This is a genomic window from Arthrobacter sp. MDT1-49-2, assembly GCF_059090185.1.
On the sequence record NZ_JBNHFK010000008.1, the window covers coordinates 191,173 to 208,861 of the forward strand.

17 protein-coding genes are annotated in these 17,689 nt (G+C 65.9%); 16 read left to right on the forward strand and 1 reads right to left on the reverse strand.

The features are described from left to right. Positions 1 to 62 precede the first annotated feature (62 nt). From AC5RTS_RS12690 to AC5RTS_RS12765, 16 genes are all read left to right on the forward strand, one after another. A complete protein-coding gene (locus tag AC5RTS_RS12690) occupies positions 63 to 1,238 on the forward strand; it encodes a zinc-dependent metalloprotease (RefSeq protein ID WP_493992371.1) in 1,176 nt (391 codons plus the stop codon). A gap of 6 nt (positions 1,239 to 1,244) precedes the next feature. Further along, positions 1,245 to 2,372 carry a tRNA lysidine(34) synthetase TilS gene (gene tilS, locus AC5RTS_RS12695; protein WP_493992372.1) on the forward strand — a complete coding sequence of 376 codons (1,128 nt, stop codon included), beginning with the start codon at positions 1,245 to 1,247 and terminating at the stop codon, positions 2,370 to 2,372. Between the two features lie 38 nt (positions 2,373 to 2,410). Beyond that, on the forward strand, positions 2,411 to 2,962 hold the full coding sequence (gene hpt, locus AC5RTS_RS12700) for a hypoxanthine phosphoribosyltransferase (protein WP_227903198.1): 552 nt from the start codon (positions 2,411 to 2,413) through the stop codon (positions 2,960 to 2,962). A gap of 176 nt (positions 2,963 to 3,138) precedes the next feature. Continuing rightward, complete coding sequence (gene ftsH / locus AC5RTS_RS12705; RefSeq protein ID WP_493992373.1) at positions 3,139 to 5,229, forward strand: ATP-dependent zinc metalloprotease FtsH; 2,091 nt, start codon at positions 3,139 to 3,141, stop codon at positions 5,227 to 5,229. A gap of 77 nt (positions 5,230 to 5,306) precedes the next feature. Further along, positions 5,307 to 5,927 carry a GTP cyclohydrolase I FolE gene (gene folE, locus AC5RTS_RS12710; RefSeq protein ID WP_493992374.1) on the forward strand — a complete coding sequence of 207 codons (621 nt, stop codon included), beginning with the start codon at positions 5,307 to 5,309 and terminating at the stop codon, positions 5,925 to 5,927. Positions 5,928 to 5,935: 8 nt separating this feature from the next. After that, on the forward strand, positions 5,936 to 6,841 hold the full coding sequence (gene folP / locus AC5RTS_RS12715; RefSeq protein ID WP_493992375.1) for a dihydropteroate synthase: 906 nt from the start codon (positions 5,936 to 5,938) through the stop codon (positions 6,839 to 6,841). A 20-nt stretch (positions 6,842 to 6,861) separates the two neighbouring features. Then, the gene (folB, locus tag AC5RTS_RS12720; protein ID WP_493992393.1) at positions 6,862 to 7,248 is read left to right on the forward strand and encodes a dihydroneopterin aldolase; all 387 of its coding nucleotides are present in this window, start codon (positions 6,862 to 6,864) and stop codon (positions 7,246 to 7,248) included. Further along, the gene (folK, locus tag AC5RTS_RS12725) at positions 7,245 to 7,736 is read left to right on the forward strand and encodes a 2-amino-4-hydroxy-6-hydroxymethyldihydropteridine diphosphokinase (RefSeq protein ID WP_493992376.1); all 492 of its coding nucleotides are present in this window, start codon (positions 7,245 to 7,247) and stop codon (positions 7,734 to 7,736) included. Before folB ends, folK begins: the two co-directional genes overlap by 4 nt. A gap of 4 nt (positions 7,737 to 7,740) precedes the next feature. Next, entirely contained in the window at positions 7,741 to 8,235 is a 495-nt protein-coding gene (locus AC5RTS_RS12730) for a DUF3180 domain-containing protein (RefSeq protein WP_493992377.1), read from the forward strand. Next, the gene (locus AC5RTS_RS12735) at positions 8,228 to 8,740 is read left to right on the forward strand and encodes a PH domain-containing protein (protein ID WP_493992378.1); all 513 of its coding nucleotides are present in this window, start codon (positions 8,228 to 8,230) and stop codon (positions 8,738 to 8,740) included. The genes AC5RTS_RS12730 and AC5RTS_RS12735 overlap by 8 nt, the downstream gene beginning before the upstream one ends. Then, positions 8,737 to 10,449, forward strand: a complete 1,713-nt coding sequence (locus AC5RTS_RS12740; protein WP_493992379.1) for a PH domain-containing protein — start codon at positions 8,737 to 8,739, stop codon at positions 10,447 to 10,449. Before AC5RTS_RS12735 ends, AC5RTS_RS12740 begins: the two co-directional genes overlap by 4 nt. Beyond that, the gene (locus AC5RTS_RS12745; RefSeq protein WP_493992380.1) at positions 10,436 to 11,407 is read left to right on the forward strand and encodes a Rossmann-like and DUF2520 domain-containing protein; all 972 of its coding nucleotides are present in this window, start codon (positions 10,436 to 10,438) and stop codon (positions 11,405 to 11,407) included. Before AC5RTS_RS12740 ends, AC5RTS_RS12745 begins: the two co-directional genes overlap by 14 nt. Continuing rightward, on the forward strand, positions 11,404 to 12,297 hold the full coding sequence (gene panC, locus AC5RTS_RS12750; protein ID WP_493992381.1) for a pantoate--beta-alanine ligase: 894 nt from the start codon (positions 11,404 to 11,406) through the stop codon (positions 12,295 to 12,297). Before AC5RTS_RS12745 ends, panC begins: the two co-directional genes overlap by 4 nt. Before the next feature lie 132 nt (positions 12,298 to 12,429). Continuing rightward, positions 12,430 to 13,884, forward strand: coding sequence for a lysine--tRNA ligase (gene lysS, locus AC5RTS_RS12755; RefSeq protein WP_493992394.1), 1,455 nt, complete (start codon positions 12,430 to 12,432; stop codon positions 13,882 to 13,884). A 275-nt stretch (positions 13,885 to 14,159) separates the two neighbouring features. Further along, entirely contained in the window at positions 14,160 to 14,486 is a 327-nt protein-coding gene (locus AC5RTS_RS12760) for a histone-like nucleoid-structuring protein Lsr2 (RefSeq protein ID WP_493992382.1), read from the forward strand. Positions 14,487 to 14,580: 94 nt separating this feature from the next. After that, entirely contained in the window at positions 14,581 to 17,088 is a 2,508-nt protein-coding gene (locus AC5RTS_RS12765; RefSeq protein WP_493992383.1) for an ATP-dependent Clp protease ATP-binding subunit, read from the forward strand. A 73-nt stretch (positions 17,089 to 17,161) separates the two neighbouring features. Here AC5RTS_RS12765 and AC5RTS_RS12770 read toward each other — a convergent pair. Beyond that, the coding region (locus AC5RTS_RS12770; RefSeq protein ID WP_493992384.1) for an IS3 family transposase at positions 17,162 to 17,689 on the reverse strand (528 nt) is incomplete at its 5' end.

Below are 17,689 nucleotides of genomic sequence, written 5' to 3' on the forward strand. Positions count from 1 at the left end.
CCGGCGCCCCGCATCGGATACCGGGTGGTGTCCTCGAATGGGCAATGTGGTCGAATGGACCAATGGAGCGCAACGAACGAAGCCGTCTGAGCCATGACCGCAAGCCGTCTACCGAAAAGTCTCCCTCCCCGGACAAAGCACCGGCACTGGTGAACTGGGACCTGGCCGCATCCACTGCCGCAGCCATGGTGGCGCCGGGCCCGAAGATGTCCGCCCGTGAAATCCGCGAAGCAGTGGCTGACCTGCGTGCCGCAGCCGATGCCTCCGTGGCCCACGTGCACCGGATCACCGGCCTCGAGGCGGCGCGTGACCTGCGGGATTCCGACGTCCTCGTGGTGGACAGGGCCTCCTGGGCCCGCGCCAACTCGCAGAGCTTCTCCGTGCTGATGGGCCCGGCCCTGCAGCACCTGGCCGAAACCCGTCCCGAGCAGCTCGAAGCGGCCAACACCGCCCTGGGCGGCACCATGACCGGCGCGCAGCTGGGCGCAGTCCTGGCCTTCCTCTCCAGCAAGGTCCTGGGCCAGTATGATCCCTTTGCCGCCCTGGGCGGGGTAGGCAAACCCGGCGGGCGGCTGCTGCTCGTGGCGCCGAACATCATCACCCTGGAACGCGAGCTCAACGTGGAGCCGGATGACTTCCGGCTCTGGGTCTGCCTGCACGAGCAGACCCACCGGGTGCAGTTCGCGGCGGCGCCGTGGCTGCGCAGTCACATGCTGGAACAGATCAGCCAGCTCTCCAACGGCATGATGGACAAGGCGCAGACCCTTTCCGAGCGCCTGGGCTCCGCCGTGAAGGCGCTGGCAACCAATCCCGCCGGACCGGAGGCGAAGGACGACGACGGCGTGCCCCGTAAGCCGGTCGACCTCCTTTCGCTGCTGCAGGACCCGCAGGACAAGGAACGCCTCTCGCATCTGACAGCGGTTATGTCCCTGCTGGAGGGCCATGCCAACGTGGTGATGGACGCCGTGGACGCCAGCATTGTGCCCAGCGTGAAAACCATCCGGCAGCGGTTCAACAACCGGGGTGCCAAACGGGGGTGGATCGACCGTTTCTTCCGGCAGATCATGGGCCTGGACGCCAAGATGCGCCAGTACAGTGACGGTGCCCGTTTTGTCCGCACCGTGACCGGCCAGGTGGGGATGGAAGGCTTCAACCGGGTTTGGGAGAAGGCCGAAAACCTGCCCACCGAAGCGGAGATCCACTCCGCGGACCTATGGATCGCCAGGATGGGACTGTAACCGAACGTGCGCAATGAAGAATCTGTAATTCCCGGCTCCGGTGCGCCTTCCCGCCCGGCGCCGCGCGTACGCAAACGGCTTCTGCCCACCCTCGGCGATGCCCGGAACAGCATCCGCGATGCCCTCCGCGACGCAGGCCTCGCGCCGGGCGGCAACGAGCCGCCGCTGATCCTGGTTGCCTGCAGCGGCGGACCGGACTCCCTTGCCCTGGCGGAGGCCGCTTCCTTCTTCTCCCGCCGCGGGGACTACCGGGTGGGCGCCGTGGTGGTGGACCACGGTCTGCAGGAAGGCAGCGCCGCCGTGGCGGAGCAGGCCCGGCAGAAGCTGGACGCCATGGGCCTGGCGCCCGTCCTCGTACGACAGGTCACCGTGCCCTCCTCGGGCATGGGACCCGAAGCGGCAGCACGAACCGTCCGCTACGCCGCCCTGGATGCCGCGGTGGAGGAACTCGGCGCCGGCGCCGTGCTGCTGGGCCACACGCTTGATGACCAGGCCGAGCAGGTCCTGCTGGGACTGATGCGCGGTTCCGGCACCCGGTCACTGGCGGGCATGCCCGCAGTCCGCGGAAAGTACCTGCGCCCGTTCCTGGGCCTGCGCCGCGAAGCAACTATGGAAATCTGCGAGCATGCCGGCCTGGACCCCTGGCACGATCCCAGCAACCGGGATTCCGCCTATGCCCGCTCCCGTGTCCGCACCGAGGTGCTGCCGTACCTGGAGGAGAAACTCGGTCCGGGAATAGCGGAGGCACTGTTCCGTTCCTCACGTATCCTCTCTGCCGATGCCGACTATCTGGATGAGACGGCGGCCCGGACGTTCGAGGAACTGCGCCGGGAACCGCCCGCCGGGCCCGGCAGTAATGCGACGGAACTGCTGCTGCCCGAAGCGGAGCTGAGGGACCTTCCTGCGGCCCTCCGCCAGCGTGTGCTGGCCCTCGCGGCGCTTGCCCTGGGCGGGGCCCAGCCGAGCTACGAACGGCTGGCAGCGGTCGAGTCGCTGCTGCGCCGCACCGGCTCCGCCGGACCCGTCCAGCTGGTGGGCAAAGTCAGTGTGTACCGCCAGCCGCGCAGTAAAGCGGTTCACCACGGCGGCTCAAGCTATGGCAATCTTGTTTTTAGGAAAAAGAGCAGCACCTAACATCCAAAGCTGCAACACTGCGCACCCGGGAGTCATTCGTGGATTCACACGACGTCCAGTCAGATCTCAAGCACGTTCTCTACACCAAGGAACAGATCCAAAACCGGGTCAATGAACTGGCGGCCGAAATTGACCGCGACTACGCCGGCCGCGACGTCCTCCTCGTCGGCGTCCTCAAGGGTGCAGTGATGGTGATGGCGGACCTGTCCCGCGCCCTGCACAGCCACGTCACCATGGACTGGATGGCCGTGTCCTCCTACGGCTCCGGCACCCAGTCCTCCGGCGTCGTCCGGATCCTGAAGGACCTGGAAACCGACCTGCTCGGCAAGCATGTGCTGATTGTCGAAGACATCATCGATTCCGGCCTGACCCTGTCCTGGCTGCGCACCAACCTGGAGTCCCGCGGCCCCGCCAGTGTGGAAATCTGCACCCTGCTGCGCAAGCCGGATGCTGCCAAGGTGGAAATTGACGTGAAGTATGTCGGGTACGAGATCCCCAACGAATTCGTTGTCGGATACGGACTCGACTTTGCCGAGAGGTACCGCAACCTGGACTTCATCGGCACCCTCGCTCCGCACGTCTACGAATAACCCCGCGGACTTCGCCCCGTTCCGTGCGATCACCATCACGCCAGAGCGCTACGCCCTGAGGGAACTAAACCCCGAGGCCGCCCGTGTTCTTTTGGAGACGGTGTATAGCTAGTAGGTAAATTCCGCGCATACCAGCGTTGTTGATCAGGAGGGACGGGGCTTAGCCCTGACGACGAATGAAATCCAAGAACTTCTTCAAGGGGCCGGTCATATGGATCGCGCTGGCATTGGCCGCTCTTTTGATCATCCTGCCCAGCCTTTCCGGCACCGGCGCTTCCCAAGTGGACACCAAAGAAGGCCTTGAACTTCTTAACGGCGACAAAGTGTCGCAGGCAAAGATCTACGACGGCGACCAGCGCGTTGACCTGACACTGAAGGACCCGCTCGGTGACAAGGGCACCAATGTGCAGTTCTTCTTCAGCTCCGCGCGAGGCGAGGAAATTGTCGACGCGGTCAACGATTCCGGCGCGAACTTCACCGACCAGCCCGTGCAGAACAACTGGTTCACCAGTTTCCTGGGCCTGCTCCTGCCGTTCATCATCATCGGCGTGATCTTCTGGTTCCTCATGAGCCGGATGCAGGGCGGCGGCTCCCAGGTCATGAAGTTCGGCAAGTCCCGGGCCAAGCTGACCAACAAGGACATGCCGCAGGTCACCTTTGATGACGTCGCCGGGGCCGACGAGGCCGTCGAGGAACTCCACGAGATCAAGGAATTCCTGCAGGATCCGGCCAAGTTCCAGGCCGTGGGCGCCAAGATCCCCAAGGGCGTGCTGCTTTACGGCCCTCCCGGTACCGGTAAAACCCTGCTGGCCCGCGCCGTTGCCGGCGAGGCCGGTGTCCCGTTCTACTCGATTTCCGGCTCCGACTTCGTGGAAATGTTCGTCGGTGTGGGCGCCTCCCGCGTCCGCGACCTCTTCGAGCAGGCCAAGACCAACGCTCCGGCCATCATCTTCGTGGATGAGATCGACGCCGTCGGCCGTCACCGCGGTGCCGGCGTGGGCGGCGGCAATGACGAACGCGAGCAGACGCTGAACCAGCTGCTGGTGGAAATGGACGGCTTTGATGCCAATGCCAACGTCATCCTGATCGCAGCCACCAACCGTCCCGATGTCCTGGACCCCGCGCTGCTGCGCCCGGGCCGCTTCGACCGCCAGATTGGCGTTGAGGCACCCGACATGCAGGGCCGGCTGCGGATCCTGCAGGTCCACTCCAAGGGCAAGCCGATGGCTGAGGGCGTGGACCTTGAGACCGTGGCCCGCAAGACTCCGGGCTTCACCGGTGCGGATCTCGCCAACGTGCTCAACGAAGCAGCACTGCTGACCGCCCGCTCCAACGCGGACCTGATTGATGACCGCGCCCTGGACGAGGCCATTGACCGCGTGATTGCCGGCCCGCAGAAGCGCAGCCGCGTGATGAAGGAACTGGAACGCAAAATCACGGCCTATCACGAGGGCGGCCACGCCCTGGTGGCTGCGGCGCTGCGCAATACCGACCCGGTCACCAAGGTGACCATCCTGCCGCGCGGCCGGGCACTGGGTTACACCATGGTCCTGCCGCAGGATGACAAGTACTCGGTGACCCGCAATGAGCTGCTGGACCAGCTGGCCTACGCCATGGGCGGCCGGGTTGCCGAGGAAATCGTCTTCCATGATCCGTCCACGGGTGCATCCAATGACATCGAGAAGGCCACGTCCACGGCCCGCAAGATGGTCACGCAGTACGGCATGAGCGAGCGGATCGGTTCGGTCAAGCTCGGCTCCGGCGGCGGCGAACCCTTCCTGGGCCGGGACATGAGCCAGGAGCGCAACTACTCCGACCAGGTGGCCTACGTGGTGGATGAGGAAGTGCGCCGGCTGCTCGACAACGCCCATGACGAGGCGTACCAGATCCTGACGGAGAACCGTGACGTCCTGGACCGGCTGGCCCTGGAACTGCTGGAACGCGAGACGCTGAACCAGAAGGAAATCGCGGAGATCTTCTCCGACGTGCGCCAGCGCGATGTCCGGGAGGTCTGGCTGTCCAAGCCCACCCGCCCGGTACACAGCATTCCGCCCGTGGTGTCCCCGCGCGAACGCCGGGAAGCAAAGGAAATCGGTGCCCCGGATCCCGCCTCGGTGGCTCCGCAGGACCAGATCGCCGACGCCGACCTGCCGCAGGACTTCGACGTGTCCTCCAACGGCCTGCCCCAGCCGGAAAGCAGCGGGCAGGGCGGCCACACCGGGCGCAGCGGCAGCTCCGACGCCGGTCAGGACGACCAGGGGGCCTAAGCAGGCGGCCCTTCGGGGACGTCGCGGCGGATGAAGGCGCCGCCGGGCGTCAACGCCCGGCACGGTAAGATCGACCAGTGACGGATTTCGATGATGACCTGCTGGCCGAAGACGCCGGTGCAGCTGCCGCATCCCCGGTGGACCAGCCAAGGATTGAACGTGCGGTCCGGGAGATCCTCCTCGCTATCGGGGAGGACCCGGACCGTGACGGTTTAAAGGACACCCCCCGGCGGGTGGCCAAGTCCTATACGGAAATCTTTTCCGGGCTGCACCAGAACCCCACCGATCTGCTGGCCACGACCTTCGATCTGGACCATGAGGAAATGGTGCTGGTTAAGGACATCGCTTTCTATTCCACCTGCGAGCACCACTTGGTGCCCTTCCACGGCACCGCGCACATCGGATACATTCCCTCGCACGAAGGCAAGGTGACGGGACTGTCCAAGCTGGCCCGGCTGGTGGAGGTTTACGCCCGGCGTCCGCAGGTGCAGGAGCGCCTGACCACCCAGATCGTGGACGCCCTGATGACCCATCTTGAACCGCGCGGTGCCATAGTAGTTATTGAATGTGAGCACCTGTGCATGTCCATGCGCGGGGTACGCAAGCCGGGCGCGAAGACAGTAACGTCCGCGGTCCGCGGACAGCTGCGCGAAACCGCGACCCGTGCTGAAGCAATGAGCCTGATACTCGGACGATAAGGACCACCATGGATTCACTCGCCGCCGCACCCGGCACCGGACCGGCTACGACGCCGCTGCCGGTGGTGCGCCCCGCCCGCGCCGCCCGCACCTTCGCCGACCTCCCCGCCGACCGCACCCTGGTCATGGGCATCCTGAACGTCACCCCGGATTCGTTCAGCGACGGAGGCAGCTACGCGGATACCGATGCCGCCATCCGCGCCGGTCTGAAAATGCACTACGACGGCGCGGACATCATCGACGTCGGCGGTGAGTCCACCCGCCCGGATTCCGTGCGCATTTCCGCCGAGGAAGAGCAGGAACGCGTCCTGCCGGTCATCGAAGCCCTGGTCCGGGCGGGCGCCCTCGTCAGCGTGGACACCATGAACGCGTCCACCGCGGAAAAAGCCATCGCCGCCGGTGCACTGATCATCAATGATGTGTCCGGCACGGAAACCGATCCGGACATGGCCGCCCTGGTGGCACGGACCGGTGTTTCCTACATCCTGATGCACAGCCGCGGCAGCGTGCGCAGCAATGACCCGAACGCGACCTACGACGACGTCGTTGCAGACGTTGTGGAAGAACTCACGAAGGTTCGGGACCGGTTCTATGCCGCAGGCGTCACCCCGGAGCAGATCATTGTTGATCCCGGACTGGGATTCGCCAAGACGGCGGAGCATGACTGGGCGCTGCTGCGCGGCATCGACCGGATCGGCGCACTGGGCCACCGCGTGCTGATCGGTGCCTCCCGCAAGCGGTTCCTGGGATCCCTGCTTACCAGCTTCGGCAAGGCGGCACCCCCGCTCGAACGCGACAATGCCACCGCAGCGGTGAGCGCGCTGGCCGCCGCGTCCGGCGTCTGGGCAGTGCGGGTGCACAATGTGCCGGCCAGCCTCGACGCCGTTAAGACCGCCGCGGCCTGGCAGGGCTAGGCGTGCCCGGAACCGCCGGTATGGGCCGGCGCGGGACCGAGGTACCGGACCGGATCACCTTGACGGGCATTTCAGCCACGGGCTACCACGGGGTCTTCCCGGAGGAGCGCCGCGACGGGCAGCCGTTCATTGTGGATCTGGTGCTGTTCACGGACCTCGGTCCGGCAGCAGCCACTGATGACCTGACGCTGACGGCACATTACGGCGAGGTGGCCGAGTGCGCCGTCAAGGTCATCACCGGCGAGCCGCTGAACCTGATCGAGGCCCTGGCCGGCCGGATCGGCGACACCGTGCTGGAATCCTTCCCGGTGCTGGCGGCCGTAGAGGTCACCGTGCATAAACCCAAGGCCCCCATTGCCGTTGACTTCGGCGATGTAGCGGTCACCATCCTGAGGGAGCGCGCATGAGTACCGTGCATGCCATCCTTGCCCTGGGCAGCAACCTCGGTGAAAGCCGGGACACCCTCTCAGCGGCCGTCGCCGACCTCGCCGACCATCCTCAAATGCGTCTGGCTGCTGTATCCCCGGTGGTGCGGACCAAGCCGGTGGGCGGCCCGGAGCAGCCCGACTACCTCAACCTGGTGGTTGCGGTGGAGACCGGACTGGACCCCCATGCCCTGCTGGCGCACTGCCAGGCGGTGGAGGCCCGGCACGACCGCGTGCGTGAGGTCCGCTGGGGGCCGCGGACGCTCGACGTCGACATCATCACGTACGGTGACCTGCATCTGGACGAACCGGACCTCACCATTCCCCATCCGCGGGCTGCGGACAGGGCGTTTGTCCTGCAGCCCTGGGCCTGGATGGAACCTGATGCCCGGCTGGACTCGGTACCCGTGGCCGAGCTGGCCGCCCGCGCCGAGGATCTTTCCGGGCTCGAAATTTTCGAAGGAGACTGAGCTCGTGAGCACCATCCGCTACCGTTGGCTGGCCGTGATCGCCGCGGCCGCCGGCGTGGCCGGCTGGGCCGTGAACTCCTTCCTGTCCGAAAACGGCTATCCGGCGCCTGTGCTGAGCTCGGCGGCACTGCTGGCCATTGTGGTCGTGGTGGCAGTCACCGTTGTTCTGGGACTGCGGGTGCGCCGCTGGCGCAACGGCAGCCGGGACCGGGCGCTCAATCCCATTACCGCTGCCCGGACCGTGGTCCTGGCCCAGGCCATCACCTATGCCGGGTCCCTGCTGCTGGGCTGGCATGCTGCTGTGTTCCTGGGACTGCTGCCGCTGTTGTCCCTGCGGCCGGGGCATGCACCTACCTGGACTGCGCTGGCAGTAAGTATCGGAGCAATGGTTATGATCGCCGCGGGACTGACCGTGGAGCGGTTCTGCAAGCTGCCGCCGGATGACAAGGACGGAACCGGGTCCGCACCCGGAACCGAAGACGGGGAAGAATATGCCTAGCGAAGCAATTGACCCGCCCGCCGTGGACTGGCGGCACGTCTCACCCAAGTATCTGCGGGTGCGGCTGCTGGGCTGGGCTGTGGAAACCGTCATCACCGTTGTGCTGACCGGCATCCCGCTGGTGCTGCGGCTGACCGGTGTCTGGCCCGGTTATCCGGCATGGCTGGCCTGGGGGCTTCCGGCCTTCTTCGCCGCCACCCTGCTGTGGCGGGGCCTCCTGCTGCCCCGCCAGGTCCGCGCCATCGGCTACGCCGAACGTAACGAGGATCTGCTGCTGCGCCGCGGTATCTTTTTCCAGCGCACGCTGGTGGTCCCCTACGGGCGGATGCAGTATGTGGACGTGGCGGTAGGGCCCCTGGAACGGGCCTTTGGACTCTGCACCTTGAAGCTCCACACCGCAGCCCCCGGAACCAACGCCAGCATCGCCGGGCTGCCCGCGGAAGAAGGCGCCCGCCTGCGCGAACACCTGTCAGCGCGCGGCGAAGCGCAGCTGGCCGGACTGTGAGCGGCACCGCCCCCGGGCCGGGCCGGGAGCCGGAAGCTTCCGCGCTGGACCGGACCGTGCCGGTGGCCAAACAGCAGCCGGACTGGCAGCGGGTGCACCCGGTCTCGCCGATGGTTCGGGGCTGGCTGGCACTGGCGGCACTGGCCTACTTCGTGGGACGGGACCAGCTCGAAGCGGTTTTTGCCGGCGATGGGACGCACCTGCCCGAAGGCCGGGCACTGTTGTGGTCACTGCTCGCAATCGGCGCGGTGCTGCTGATCATTTCCCTTTCCTTCTTCCTGTCCTGGTGGTTCACCCGCTACCAGCTCACCGGTGAGCACATCCGTGTCCATTCCGGAGTCCTGTTCCGCCAGCAGCGGCAGGCACGGCTGGACCGGGTCCAGGCGATCGATATTGTCCAGCCCCTGCTGGCCCGGATCTTCGGACTCGCGGAGCTGCGCTTTGAAGTGGCCGACGCCGGGGAATCGGCGGTGCGGCTGGCCTACCTGCGCCTTCCGGATGCCCAGCAGCTGCGCGCGCGGATCCTGGCCGGCGCGTCCGGTGCCGGGGAGGAGCCGGCTGCCGGTGCGGATACCGGCAAGCCTGCCGCATCCGACACCGTGCCCGGCGAACGGCAGGTACTGGCCTTGTCAGCCGGCCGTGTCATCGCCTCCGCACTTCTCTCCGGCACCACCGTTTTCCTGGTGCTGGCCATCGCCGGGGTGATCACACTGACGGCCGTCACCGGAGAGCCGGCATCCTTTGCGGCCATGGTGCCGATCATTTTCGGGTTCGGCAGCGCGTACTGGCAGATGTTCAGCTCCTCTTTCAACTTCCGTGCCTCGGTTTCCCGCGACGGCATCCGGATCCATTCGGGGCTGCTGGACACCCGGGCACAGACCGTGCCGCCGGGACGCATCCAGGCGCTGGCGGTCCGGCAGTCTCCGCTGTGGCGGATCACCGGGTGGTACTCGGTCTCCGTGAACGTGGCCGGCTACGGCGCGGCCGCCGGCGGGGAAGGTTCAGCCCGCACCCGCGTGCTGCCCGTGGGCACTGCGCAGGAAGTGTTCCAGATGCTCGCCCTGATCCTGCCGGACCCGGGAACCGAAGACCCGGTACGCGTGTTCACCGCCGGTATGACCGGTACCGGTACCGATGCAGGGTTCGCGGTTTCGCCCCGCCGCGCACGCTGGCGCTCACCGTTCGCCTGGCGCCGGAACGGTTATTTGGTGACCGAGACGGCCCTGCTGTCCCGGCACGGTTTCTTCTGGCGGGCACTGGACGTGGTTCCGCACAGCCGGACCCAGTCCCTGGCCCTGGAACAGGGCCCGGTGCAGCGGTTGCAGCGGCTGGCGGATTTGGTTCTGCACTCCACGCCCGGGCCGGTTTCTCCCCGGGTGGTGGAGATGGATGCCGACGTCGCCGGCAGGTTGCTCAATGACCAGGCACTTCGTGCCCGGTCCGCACGCAGGCGGGACCTGCCCGAACATTGGCTCAGCCCCGCGGGCCGGCCGGAAGCAGCCGGCCCGCCGGCTGCGCCGCCACTGCCAGGGTCCGATGCTCCGCCGGCCGGGACTGCGCCCGCGCCTGCACCGGAAGCCGACGCTCCGCCGGCCGGGACTGCGCCTGCACCGGAAGCTGCGCCTGCACCGCAAACCCCGCCCATGCACGTATCCGCTCCCGAACCAGAACCCGCCCCGTTGGAGGACCCGCCTCATGAACACCGCTGATTCCACCGCCGAAGAACGCCGCCGCCGCGGCCGGCTGGGGGTCGGCGTCATCGGCGCCGGCCGCGTCGGTGCCGTGCTGGGGGCGGCCCTGCGCGCAGCGGAACATGCGATCGTAGGTGTCTCCGCCGTCTCCGAGGCCAGCCGCGAGCGGGCGGAAAACCTGCTTCCCGGGGTTCCGATCCTGGACATCCCGGACATCGTGGAACGCTCCGAACTGGTGCTGCTGGCCGTCCCCGACGATGCCCTGGGCCCGCTGGTCTCCGGGCTGGCGAAGACCGGTGCCTGGCAGGCCGGCCAGCTCGTGGCACATACCTCCGGCCGGTTCGGCACCGAAATCCTGGCCCCGGCCCGCGCTGCCGGTGCCATTCCGCTGGCCCTGCACCCGGCAATGACGTTCACCGGCATGAGCCTGGACCTGACCCGCCTTGCGGACGCCTCGTTCGGAGTCACCGCCCCGACCGCGGTGCTGCCGATAGCGCAGGCACTGGTGGTGGAGATGGGCGCCGAACCCGTGGTCATCGATGAAGCTGACCGGGTGCTCTATCACGCAGCACTGGCCCATGCCTCCAACCACCTGGTCACCCTCGCCTCACAGTCCACCCAGCTGCTGGCGGGCCTTGGCGTCGAGCAGCCGGACCGCCTGCTCGGACCGCTGATGCGTGCCTCCCTGGAGAACGCGCTGGCCTCCGGCGAAGGTGCCCTGACAGGGCCGGTGGCCCGCGGCGACGTCGGGACCGTCTCCGCCCACACTTCGGCGCTGGCCGGCGCCGGCACCAATGACCTCCGCTCCGCCTACCAGGCACTCTCAGCAGCCACCGCCGTCCGGGCCGTGGCGCGCGGACTCCTCACCGCCGAACAGGGTGAAGCCATCCTCAAGGCGCTGCAGCCGGACCAGGCTCCCACTTCCGCAAATGACACAGATACACCAAATGACACAGATACAGAAGGACAGCGTTGAACACCCCCCGCCTCGTCACCACAGCCGCCGAACTGCGTACCGCAACCGAAGAACTGCTGAAGAAGGCCGCGGCCGCCGAGCCCGGCCGGCAGCCGTCCCTGGCCCTGGTCCCCACCATGGGTGCGCTGCATGAGGGGCACGCTGCCCTGATGGCCGCCGCCCGGGCGGAGAACGACGTCGTCACCGCCTCGGTGTTCGTGAATCCCCTGCAGTTTGATGACCCGGTGGATCTGGAACGCTACCCCCGCACCCTGGACGCGGATCTGGAACTGCTCGGGCGGGCCGGCGTGGACCTGGTCTTCGCGCCCGCCGAGGAAGAGGTCTACCCCGGCGGGGCTCCGCTGGTGCGGCTGAGCGCCGGCACCATGGGCACCCGCTGGGAAGGGGCCTCCCGGCCGGGGCACTTCGACGGTGTGCTGACGGTTGTCGGCAAGCTCTTCCACTATGCAGCCCCGCCCGTCCCGGCTCGTTTCCGTGCATACTTCGGCCAGAAGGACGCCCAGCAGGTGGCACTGATCCGCCGCATGGTCGCGGACCTGAACTTCCCGGTCGAAATCACGGCGGTGCCGATTGTGCGGGCGGCCGACGGCCTGGCCGAGTCCAGCCGTAACCGGTTCCTCGACGCCGGCCAGCGGCAGGCAGCCCTCGTCCTCTCGGCGGCGCTGCGGCAGCTCAGGGAACAGGCCGCGGCCGGAGAACCGCTGGACCTGGCAGCCGCCGTCGAACTGGTCAGGTCCCGGCCCGGCGTGGAGCTGGACTACTTCGAGGTAGTGGATCCGCAGACGCTTGAACCGCTCGAGGCCTCCGGGCCGCTGCAGGATGAGGCCCTTGCCCTGCTGGCAGCACGGGTTGGTCCGGTCCGGCTGATCGACAACGAGGTACTGCGCTAGGACGCCGCCTTTCCCCGGCCCGTGCCGCCGACGGCGCACGGCCGGGGAACGGGAGCTCCGCTATGCTCTGTAAACTTAACAACCGTGACCACATCTAACTCCGTTCCCGAAGCCGCAGACACCTCCGAACAGATGCGCATCCGCGCCGAGAAGCGGTCGCGGCTGCTCGACCGCGGAGACGAGGCCTACCCGGTAGGCGTGGAGCGTACCGCTTCACTGAAGGAAGTCCGCGAAAAGTTCGGCCACCTTGAGGCGGACCAGGCCAGCGGTGAAACCGTGGGGGTTACCGGCCGCGTCGTCTTCATCCGCAACACCGGAAAGCTCTGCTTTGCCACCCTGCAGGAAGGTGACGGCACCCGGCTCCAGGCCATGCTCAGCCTCGGCGTCGTCGGGGAGGAATCCCTCGCGGACTGGAAGTCCCTCGTGGACCTGGGCGACATTGTCTTTATCCGCGGCGAAGTCATCTCCTCGCGCCGCGGCGAACTCTCCGTGATGGCACAGTCCTGGTCGATGGCCTCCAAGGCGCTCCGCCCGCTGCCGGTCCTGCACGCCGGGCTGAACGAGGAAACCCGTGTCCGCCAGCGCTACGTGGACCTGATGGTGCGCGAGGAAGCACGGGACATGGTCTACAAGCGGGCGGCCGTGATCCGCGGCGTCCGCGACACCCTGCACGGCCACGGCTACGTGGAGGTGGAAACCCCCATGCTGCAGCTGGTCCACGGCGGCGCGGCCGCGCGGCCGTTCGAAACGCACCTGAATGCGTTCGACCAGAAAATGACCCTGCGCATCGCCACTGAGCTCTACCTGAAGCGCGCCGTCGTCGGCGGTATCGAGCGGGTCTTCGAGATCGGCCGCATCTTCCGCAACGAGGGCGTCGATTCCACCCATTCGCCCGAGTTCACCACCCTGGAATGCTACGAGGCCTACGCGGACCAGTACGTGATGGCGGACCGGATGAAGGAAATCATTCTGCACTGCGCCGATCTGCTGGGCAGCCGCCAGATCGAAACCGCGGCCGGAACCATCGACCTCGACGGCGAGTGGCGGTGGCTGAGTGTCTACCCCGGCCTCTCCGAAGCCGTCGGCACCGAGATCACGCCGGACACCGACGCGGATACGCTGCGCGCCGTTGCCGAGCAGCACGGCGTGAAGGTGGACCCGAAGTGGGATGCGGAAAAGCTGGTCATCGAACTCTTCGGTGAGATTGTGGAGCCCACCCTGCTGCAGCCCACCTTTGTCTACGACTACCCGCCCTCCGCCCAGCCGCTGGCCCGGCCGAACCGGAATGATCCGCGGCTCATTGAGGCGTGGGACCTGATCATCGGCGGCATGGAACGGGGAACCGCGTTCTCCGAGCTCATTGACCCGGTGATTCAGCGCGAACGGCTGACTGCCCAGTCCCGTCTCGCGGCCGACGGCGATGACGAAGCCATGGCACTGGATGAAGACTTCCTGCGGGCCCTGGAATACGGTGCACCCCCCATGGGCGGCATCGGACTCGGAATAGACCGCCTTGTGATGCTTTTCACGAATGCAGGAATCAGGGAAACGATTTTGTTTCCGCTCCTAAAGCCGGAATTGGGTTAGACATGGAATATGTAGAAGTACTCTTGCCATCCGTATGTGTTGCGGCTCTCTTTTATTTCGTGATGAAGGCCCTGCTTAACTCGGATCGGTCCGAGCGTGAGGCCCTAGCCGAGGCGGAACGGGAAGCGGAACAGAGTGTACTCGAGAAAGATCAGAAAAAACCGGGCGAAGAACAAAATAAATAGCCGGGTACTTTGACGGGGCTTTACCAATTGCGTCATACTCTAAAGTGGTCTCATAAAATCTTCCCGTTTATAGCTGCTTAGGAGCCTGTCATGGCGCAAAAGGTAAAAATTATTCTGGTAGACGACCTCGACGGCGGAAGTGCGGATGAGACCGTGCGGTTCGCCCTGGACGGGTCACAGTACGAGATTGATCTGTCGAAAGACAATGCGAAAAACCTCCGCGATGCCCTGAAGGCCTACGTAGATGCCGGCCGCAAGGTGGGTGGCCGTACGGGCCGTCCGCGCAGTGCAGGCTCGGCACGCAGCAACGAAGCCGCACAGATCCGTGAATGGGCCCGAAAGAACGGGTACACGGTCTCCGAGCGGGGGCGTGTCAACAGCGAGATCATCGACGCGTACCGCGCTGCACAAGGCTAGAACTGTCCGGGCTCTCACGCCGACGGCGAACAAGCCCCAAATGCACCCTTCAGGCACGTAGCATCGAATTACGCGTTAGCTAGGAGTGTGCCTCATGTTTGAAAGATTTACCGACCGTGCCCGTCGCGTTGTCGTGCTTGCCCAAGAAGAGGCCCGCATGCTCAACCACAACTACATCGGCACCGAGCACATCTTGCTTGGGCTCATTCATGAGGGTGAAGGTGTCGCAGCTAAGGCCCTTGAATCCCTGGGCATCTCGCTCGGTGCCGTCCGCGAACAGGTGCAGGAGATCATCGGTCAGGGCCAGCAGGCCCCGACCGGTCATATCCCCTTCACCCCGCGGGCCAAGAAGGTGCTGGAGCTTTCCCTCCGGGAAGCCCTGCAGCTCGGCCATAACTACATCGGCACCGAACACATCCTGCTCGGCCTGATCCGTGAAGGTGAAGGAGTGGCCGCACAGGTCCTGGTCAAGCTCGGCGCTGACCTGAACCGTGTGCGCCAGCAGGTCATCCAGCTGCTCTCGGGCTACCAGGGCAAGGAGCCCGTCTCCACCGGTGGCCAGCAGCAGGAGGGCCAGCCGGCCGGCTCCGTGGTGCTGGACCAGTTCGGCCGAAACCTTACGCAGGCCGCGCGCGAAGCCAAGCTCGACCCGGTTATCGGGCGCGAGCATGAAATGGAACGCGTGATGCAGGTGCTCTCACGCCGGACCAAGAACAACCCCGTCCTGATCGGCGAGCCCGGCGTCGGCAAGACCGCCGTCGTCGAGGGGCTGGCCCAGGCGATTGTGCGCGGCGACGTGCCCGAGACGCTGAAGGACAAGCAGCTCTACACCCTGGACCTCGGTTCACTGGTGGCCGGTTCCCGCTACCGCGGTGACTTTGAGGAACGCCTGAAGAAGGTCCTCAAGGAAATCCGCACCCGCGGCGACATCATCCTGTTCATCGACGAGATCCACACCCTTGTTGGTGCGGGTGCCGCCGAAGGTGCCATTGACGCTGCATCTATCCTGAAGCCGATGCTGGCCCGGGGCGAGCTGCAGACCATCGGTGCCACCACGCTGGATGAGTACCGGAAGCACATCGAAAAGGATGCTGCCCTGGAACGCCGCTTCCAGCCGATCCAGGTCGCCGAGCCGTCGGTCGCCCACGCCATTGAGATCCTCAAGGGCCTGCGTGACCGCTACGAGGCGCACCACCGGGTGTCCATCACGGACGCCGCTCTGGCCTCCGCGGCAACCCTGGCAGAGCGCTACATCAGCGACCGTTTCCTGCCGGACAAGGCGATCGACCTGATCGACGAAGCCGGTGCACGCCTGCGGATCCGCCGGATGACGGCCCCGCCGGAGCTGAAGGAAATCGACGAGCGGATCTCGGCTCTGAAGATGGAGAAGGAGTCCGCCATCGACTCCCAGGACTTCGAAGGTGCCGCCTCTCTGCGCGACAAGGAGCAGAAGCTCCAGGACCAGCGTGCGGAGAAGGAACGCCAGTGGAAGTCCGGCGGCCTGGATGACATTGCCGAGGTGGATGAGGAACTCATCGCCGAGGTGCTTGCCAACTCCACCGGCATCCCCGTAGTCAAGCTGAACGAGGAAGAGTCCACCCGCCTGCTGCGGATGGAAGACGAACTGCACAAGCGCGTGATCGGCCAGGACCAGGCCATCAAGTCCATCTCGCAGGCCATGCGCCGTACGCGTGCCGGACTGAAGGACCCGAAGCGTCCGGGCGGCTCGTTCATCTTCGCCGGCCCCACCGGCGTCGGCAAGACCGAACTGGCCAAGGCCCTCGCCGAATTCCTGTTCGGTGACGAGGACGCCCTGATCACCCTGGACATGTCCGAATACGCCGAGAAGCACACCGTCTCGCGCCTGTTCGGTGCCCCTCCCGGATACGTGGGCTACGAAGAAGGCGGCCAGCTGACCGAAAAGGTCCGCCGCAAGCCGTTCTCCGTGGTGCTGTTCGACGAGGTGGAAAAGGCCCACTCGGACCTCTTCAACTCGCTGCTGCAGATCCTCGAAGACGGACGCCTGACGGATGCGCAGGGCCGGATGGTGGACTTCAAGAACACCATCATCATCATGACGACCAACCTTGGTACCAAGGACATCTCCAAGGGCGTCATGACCGGCTTCCAGTCCGGCACGGACACCAAGACCGGCTACGACCGGATGCGGGCCCGGGTTACGGAGGAGCTGCGCCAGCACTTCCGCCCCGAGTTCCTCAACCGTGTTGATGACACCGTGGTCTTCCCGCAGCTGACCCAGGAAGAGATCGTCCAGATTGTGGACCTGTTCCTGGACCGCCTGGGCAAGCGCCTGGCAGACAAGGGCATGAGCATCGAGCTCACCCCGGCTGCCAAGGTTCTGCTGGCCACCCGCGGCTACGATCCCGCCATGGGTGCCCGGCCGCTGCGCCGGACCATCCAGCGCGAAATCGAGGACCAGCTGTCCGAGAAGATCCTCTTCGGCGAAATCAAGCCCGGCGAAACGATCTCCGTGGACGTTGAAGGTGAAGGCGACGAAGCGCAGTTCACCTTCGTTGGCAACGGTGTGCCCAAGGCCATCGAGGAAGCAAACCCGGCCATCGAGGCCGGAGTCGGGGAGTAATCCCCAGCGCCTCCGCACAAAAGAAGCCCCGGATTGAACTGGTCCCCGAAAGTTGGACTGGCCAAATAAAAGTCTAGGCCGCGAGGGCCTGAGCACGGTATTGCACCGGGCTCAGGCCCTTCAGCTTTGTCGAGATGCGTTCGCTGTTGTACCAGCGGATGTACTCACTGAGCTGTGCTGTCAGGGCGTCGGTGTTCAGGAACCGGACCCGGTGGAAGAGTTCCTCCTTGAGGTGACCGAAGAAGTTCTCCATCACCGCGTTGTCGTAGCAGTTGCCCTTGCGGGACATTGATTGAACCGCGCCGGCATTCTTCAGCAGCGTCCGCCAGGACAGGTGCTGGTACTGGAATCCCTGATCCGAATGCACGAGTGGCTGCTCGCCGGACTCGAGGCCGGCGAGGGCTTCGCGCAGCGAGGAGTTGGTGAGCTCCAGGTTTGGGGACAACCCGATGGAGTACGAGATGATCTGCCGGTCGAACAGGTCCATCACCGGGGACAGATAGAGCTTGCGGTCACCGACCCTGAACTCGGTCACATCCGTAACCCATTTTTGGTTTGGTGCAGCAGTCTCGAACTCCCGGTTCAGCAGGTTCGGGGCCAC

Bases quoted from the DNA above. Each gene is read 5' to 3' on its own strand.
- folB (WP_493992393.1), top strand. From the start codon at position 6,862: ATGGGCCGGCGCGGGACCGAGGTACCGGACCGGATCACCTTGACGGGC.
- lysS (WP_493992394.1), top strand. From the start codon at position 12,430: ATGCGCATCCGCGCCGAGAAGCGGTCGCGGCTGCTCGACCGCGGAGAC.
- folK (WP_493992376.1), top strand. From the start codon at position 7,245: ATGAGTACCGTGCATGCCATCCTTGCCCTGGGCAGCAACCTCGGTGAA.
- AC5RTS_RS12760 (WP_493992382.1), top strand. From the start codon at position 14,160: ATGGCGCAAAAGGTAAAAATTATTCTGGTAGACGACCTCGACGGCGGA.
- AC5RTS_RS12735 (WP_493992378.1), top strand. From the start codon at position 8,228: ATGCCTAGCGAAGCAATTGACCCGCCCGCCGTGGACTGGCGGCACGTC.
- folP (WP_493992375.1), top strand. From the start codon at position 5,936: ATGGATTCACTCGCCGCCGCACCCGGCACCGGACCGGCTACGACGCCG.
- AC5RTS_RS12745 (WP_493992380.1), top strand. From the start codon at position 10,436: ATGAACACCGCTGATTCCACCGCCGAAGAACGCCGCCGCCGCGGCCGG.
- ftsH (WP_493992373.1), top strand. From the start codon at position 3,139: ATGAAATCCAAGAACTTCTTCAAGGGGCCGGTCATATGGATCGCGCTG.
- AC5RTS_RS12765 (WP_493992383.1), top strand. From the start codon at position 14,581: ATGTTTGAAAGATTTACCGACCGTGCCCGTCGCGTTGTCGTGCTTGCC.
- AC5RTS_RS12690 (WP_493992371.1), top strand. From the start codon at position 63: ATGGAGCGCAACGAACGAAGCCGTCTGAGCCATGACCGCAAGCCGTCT.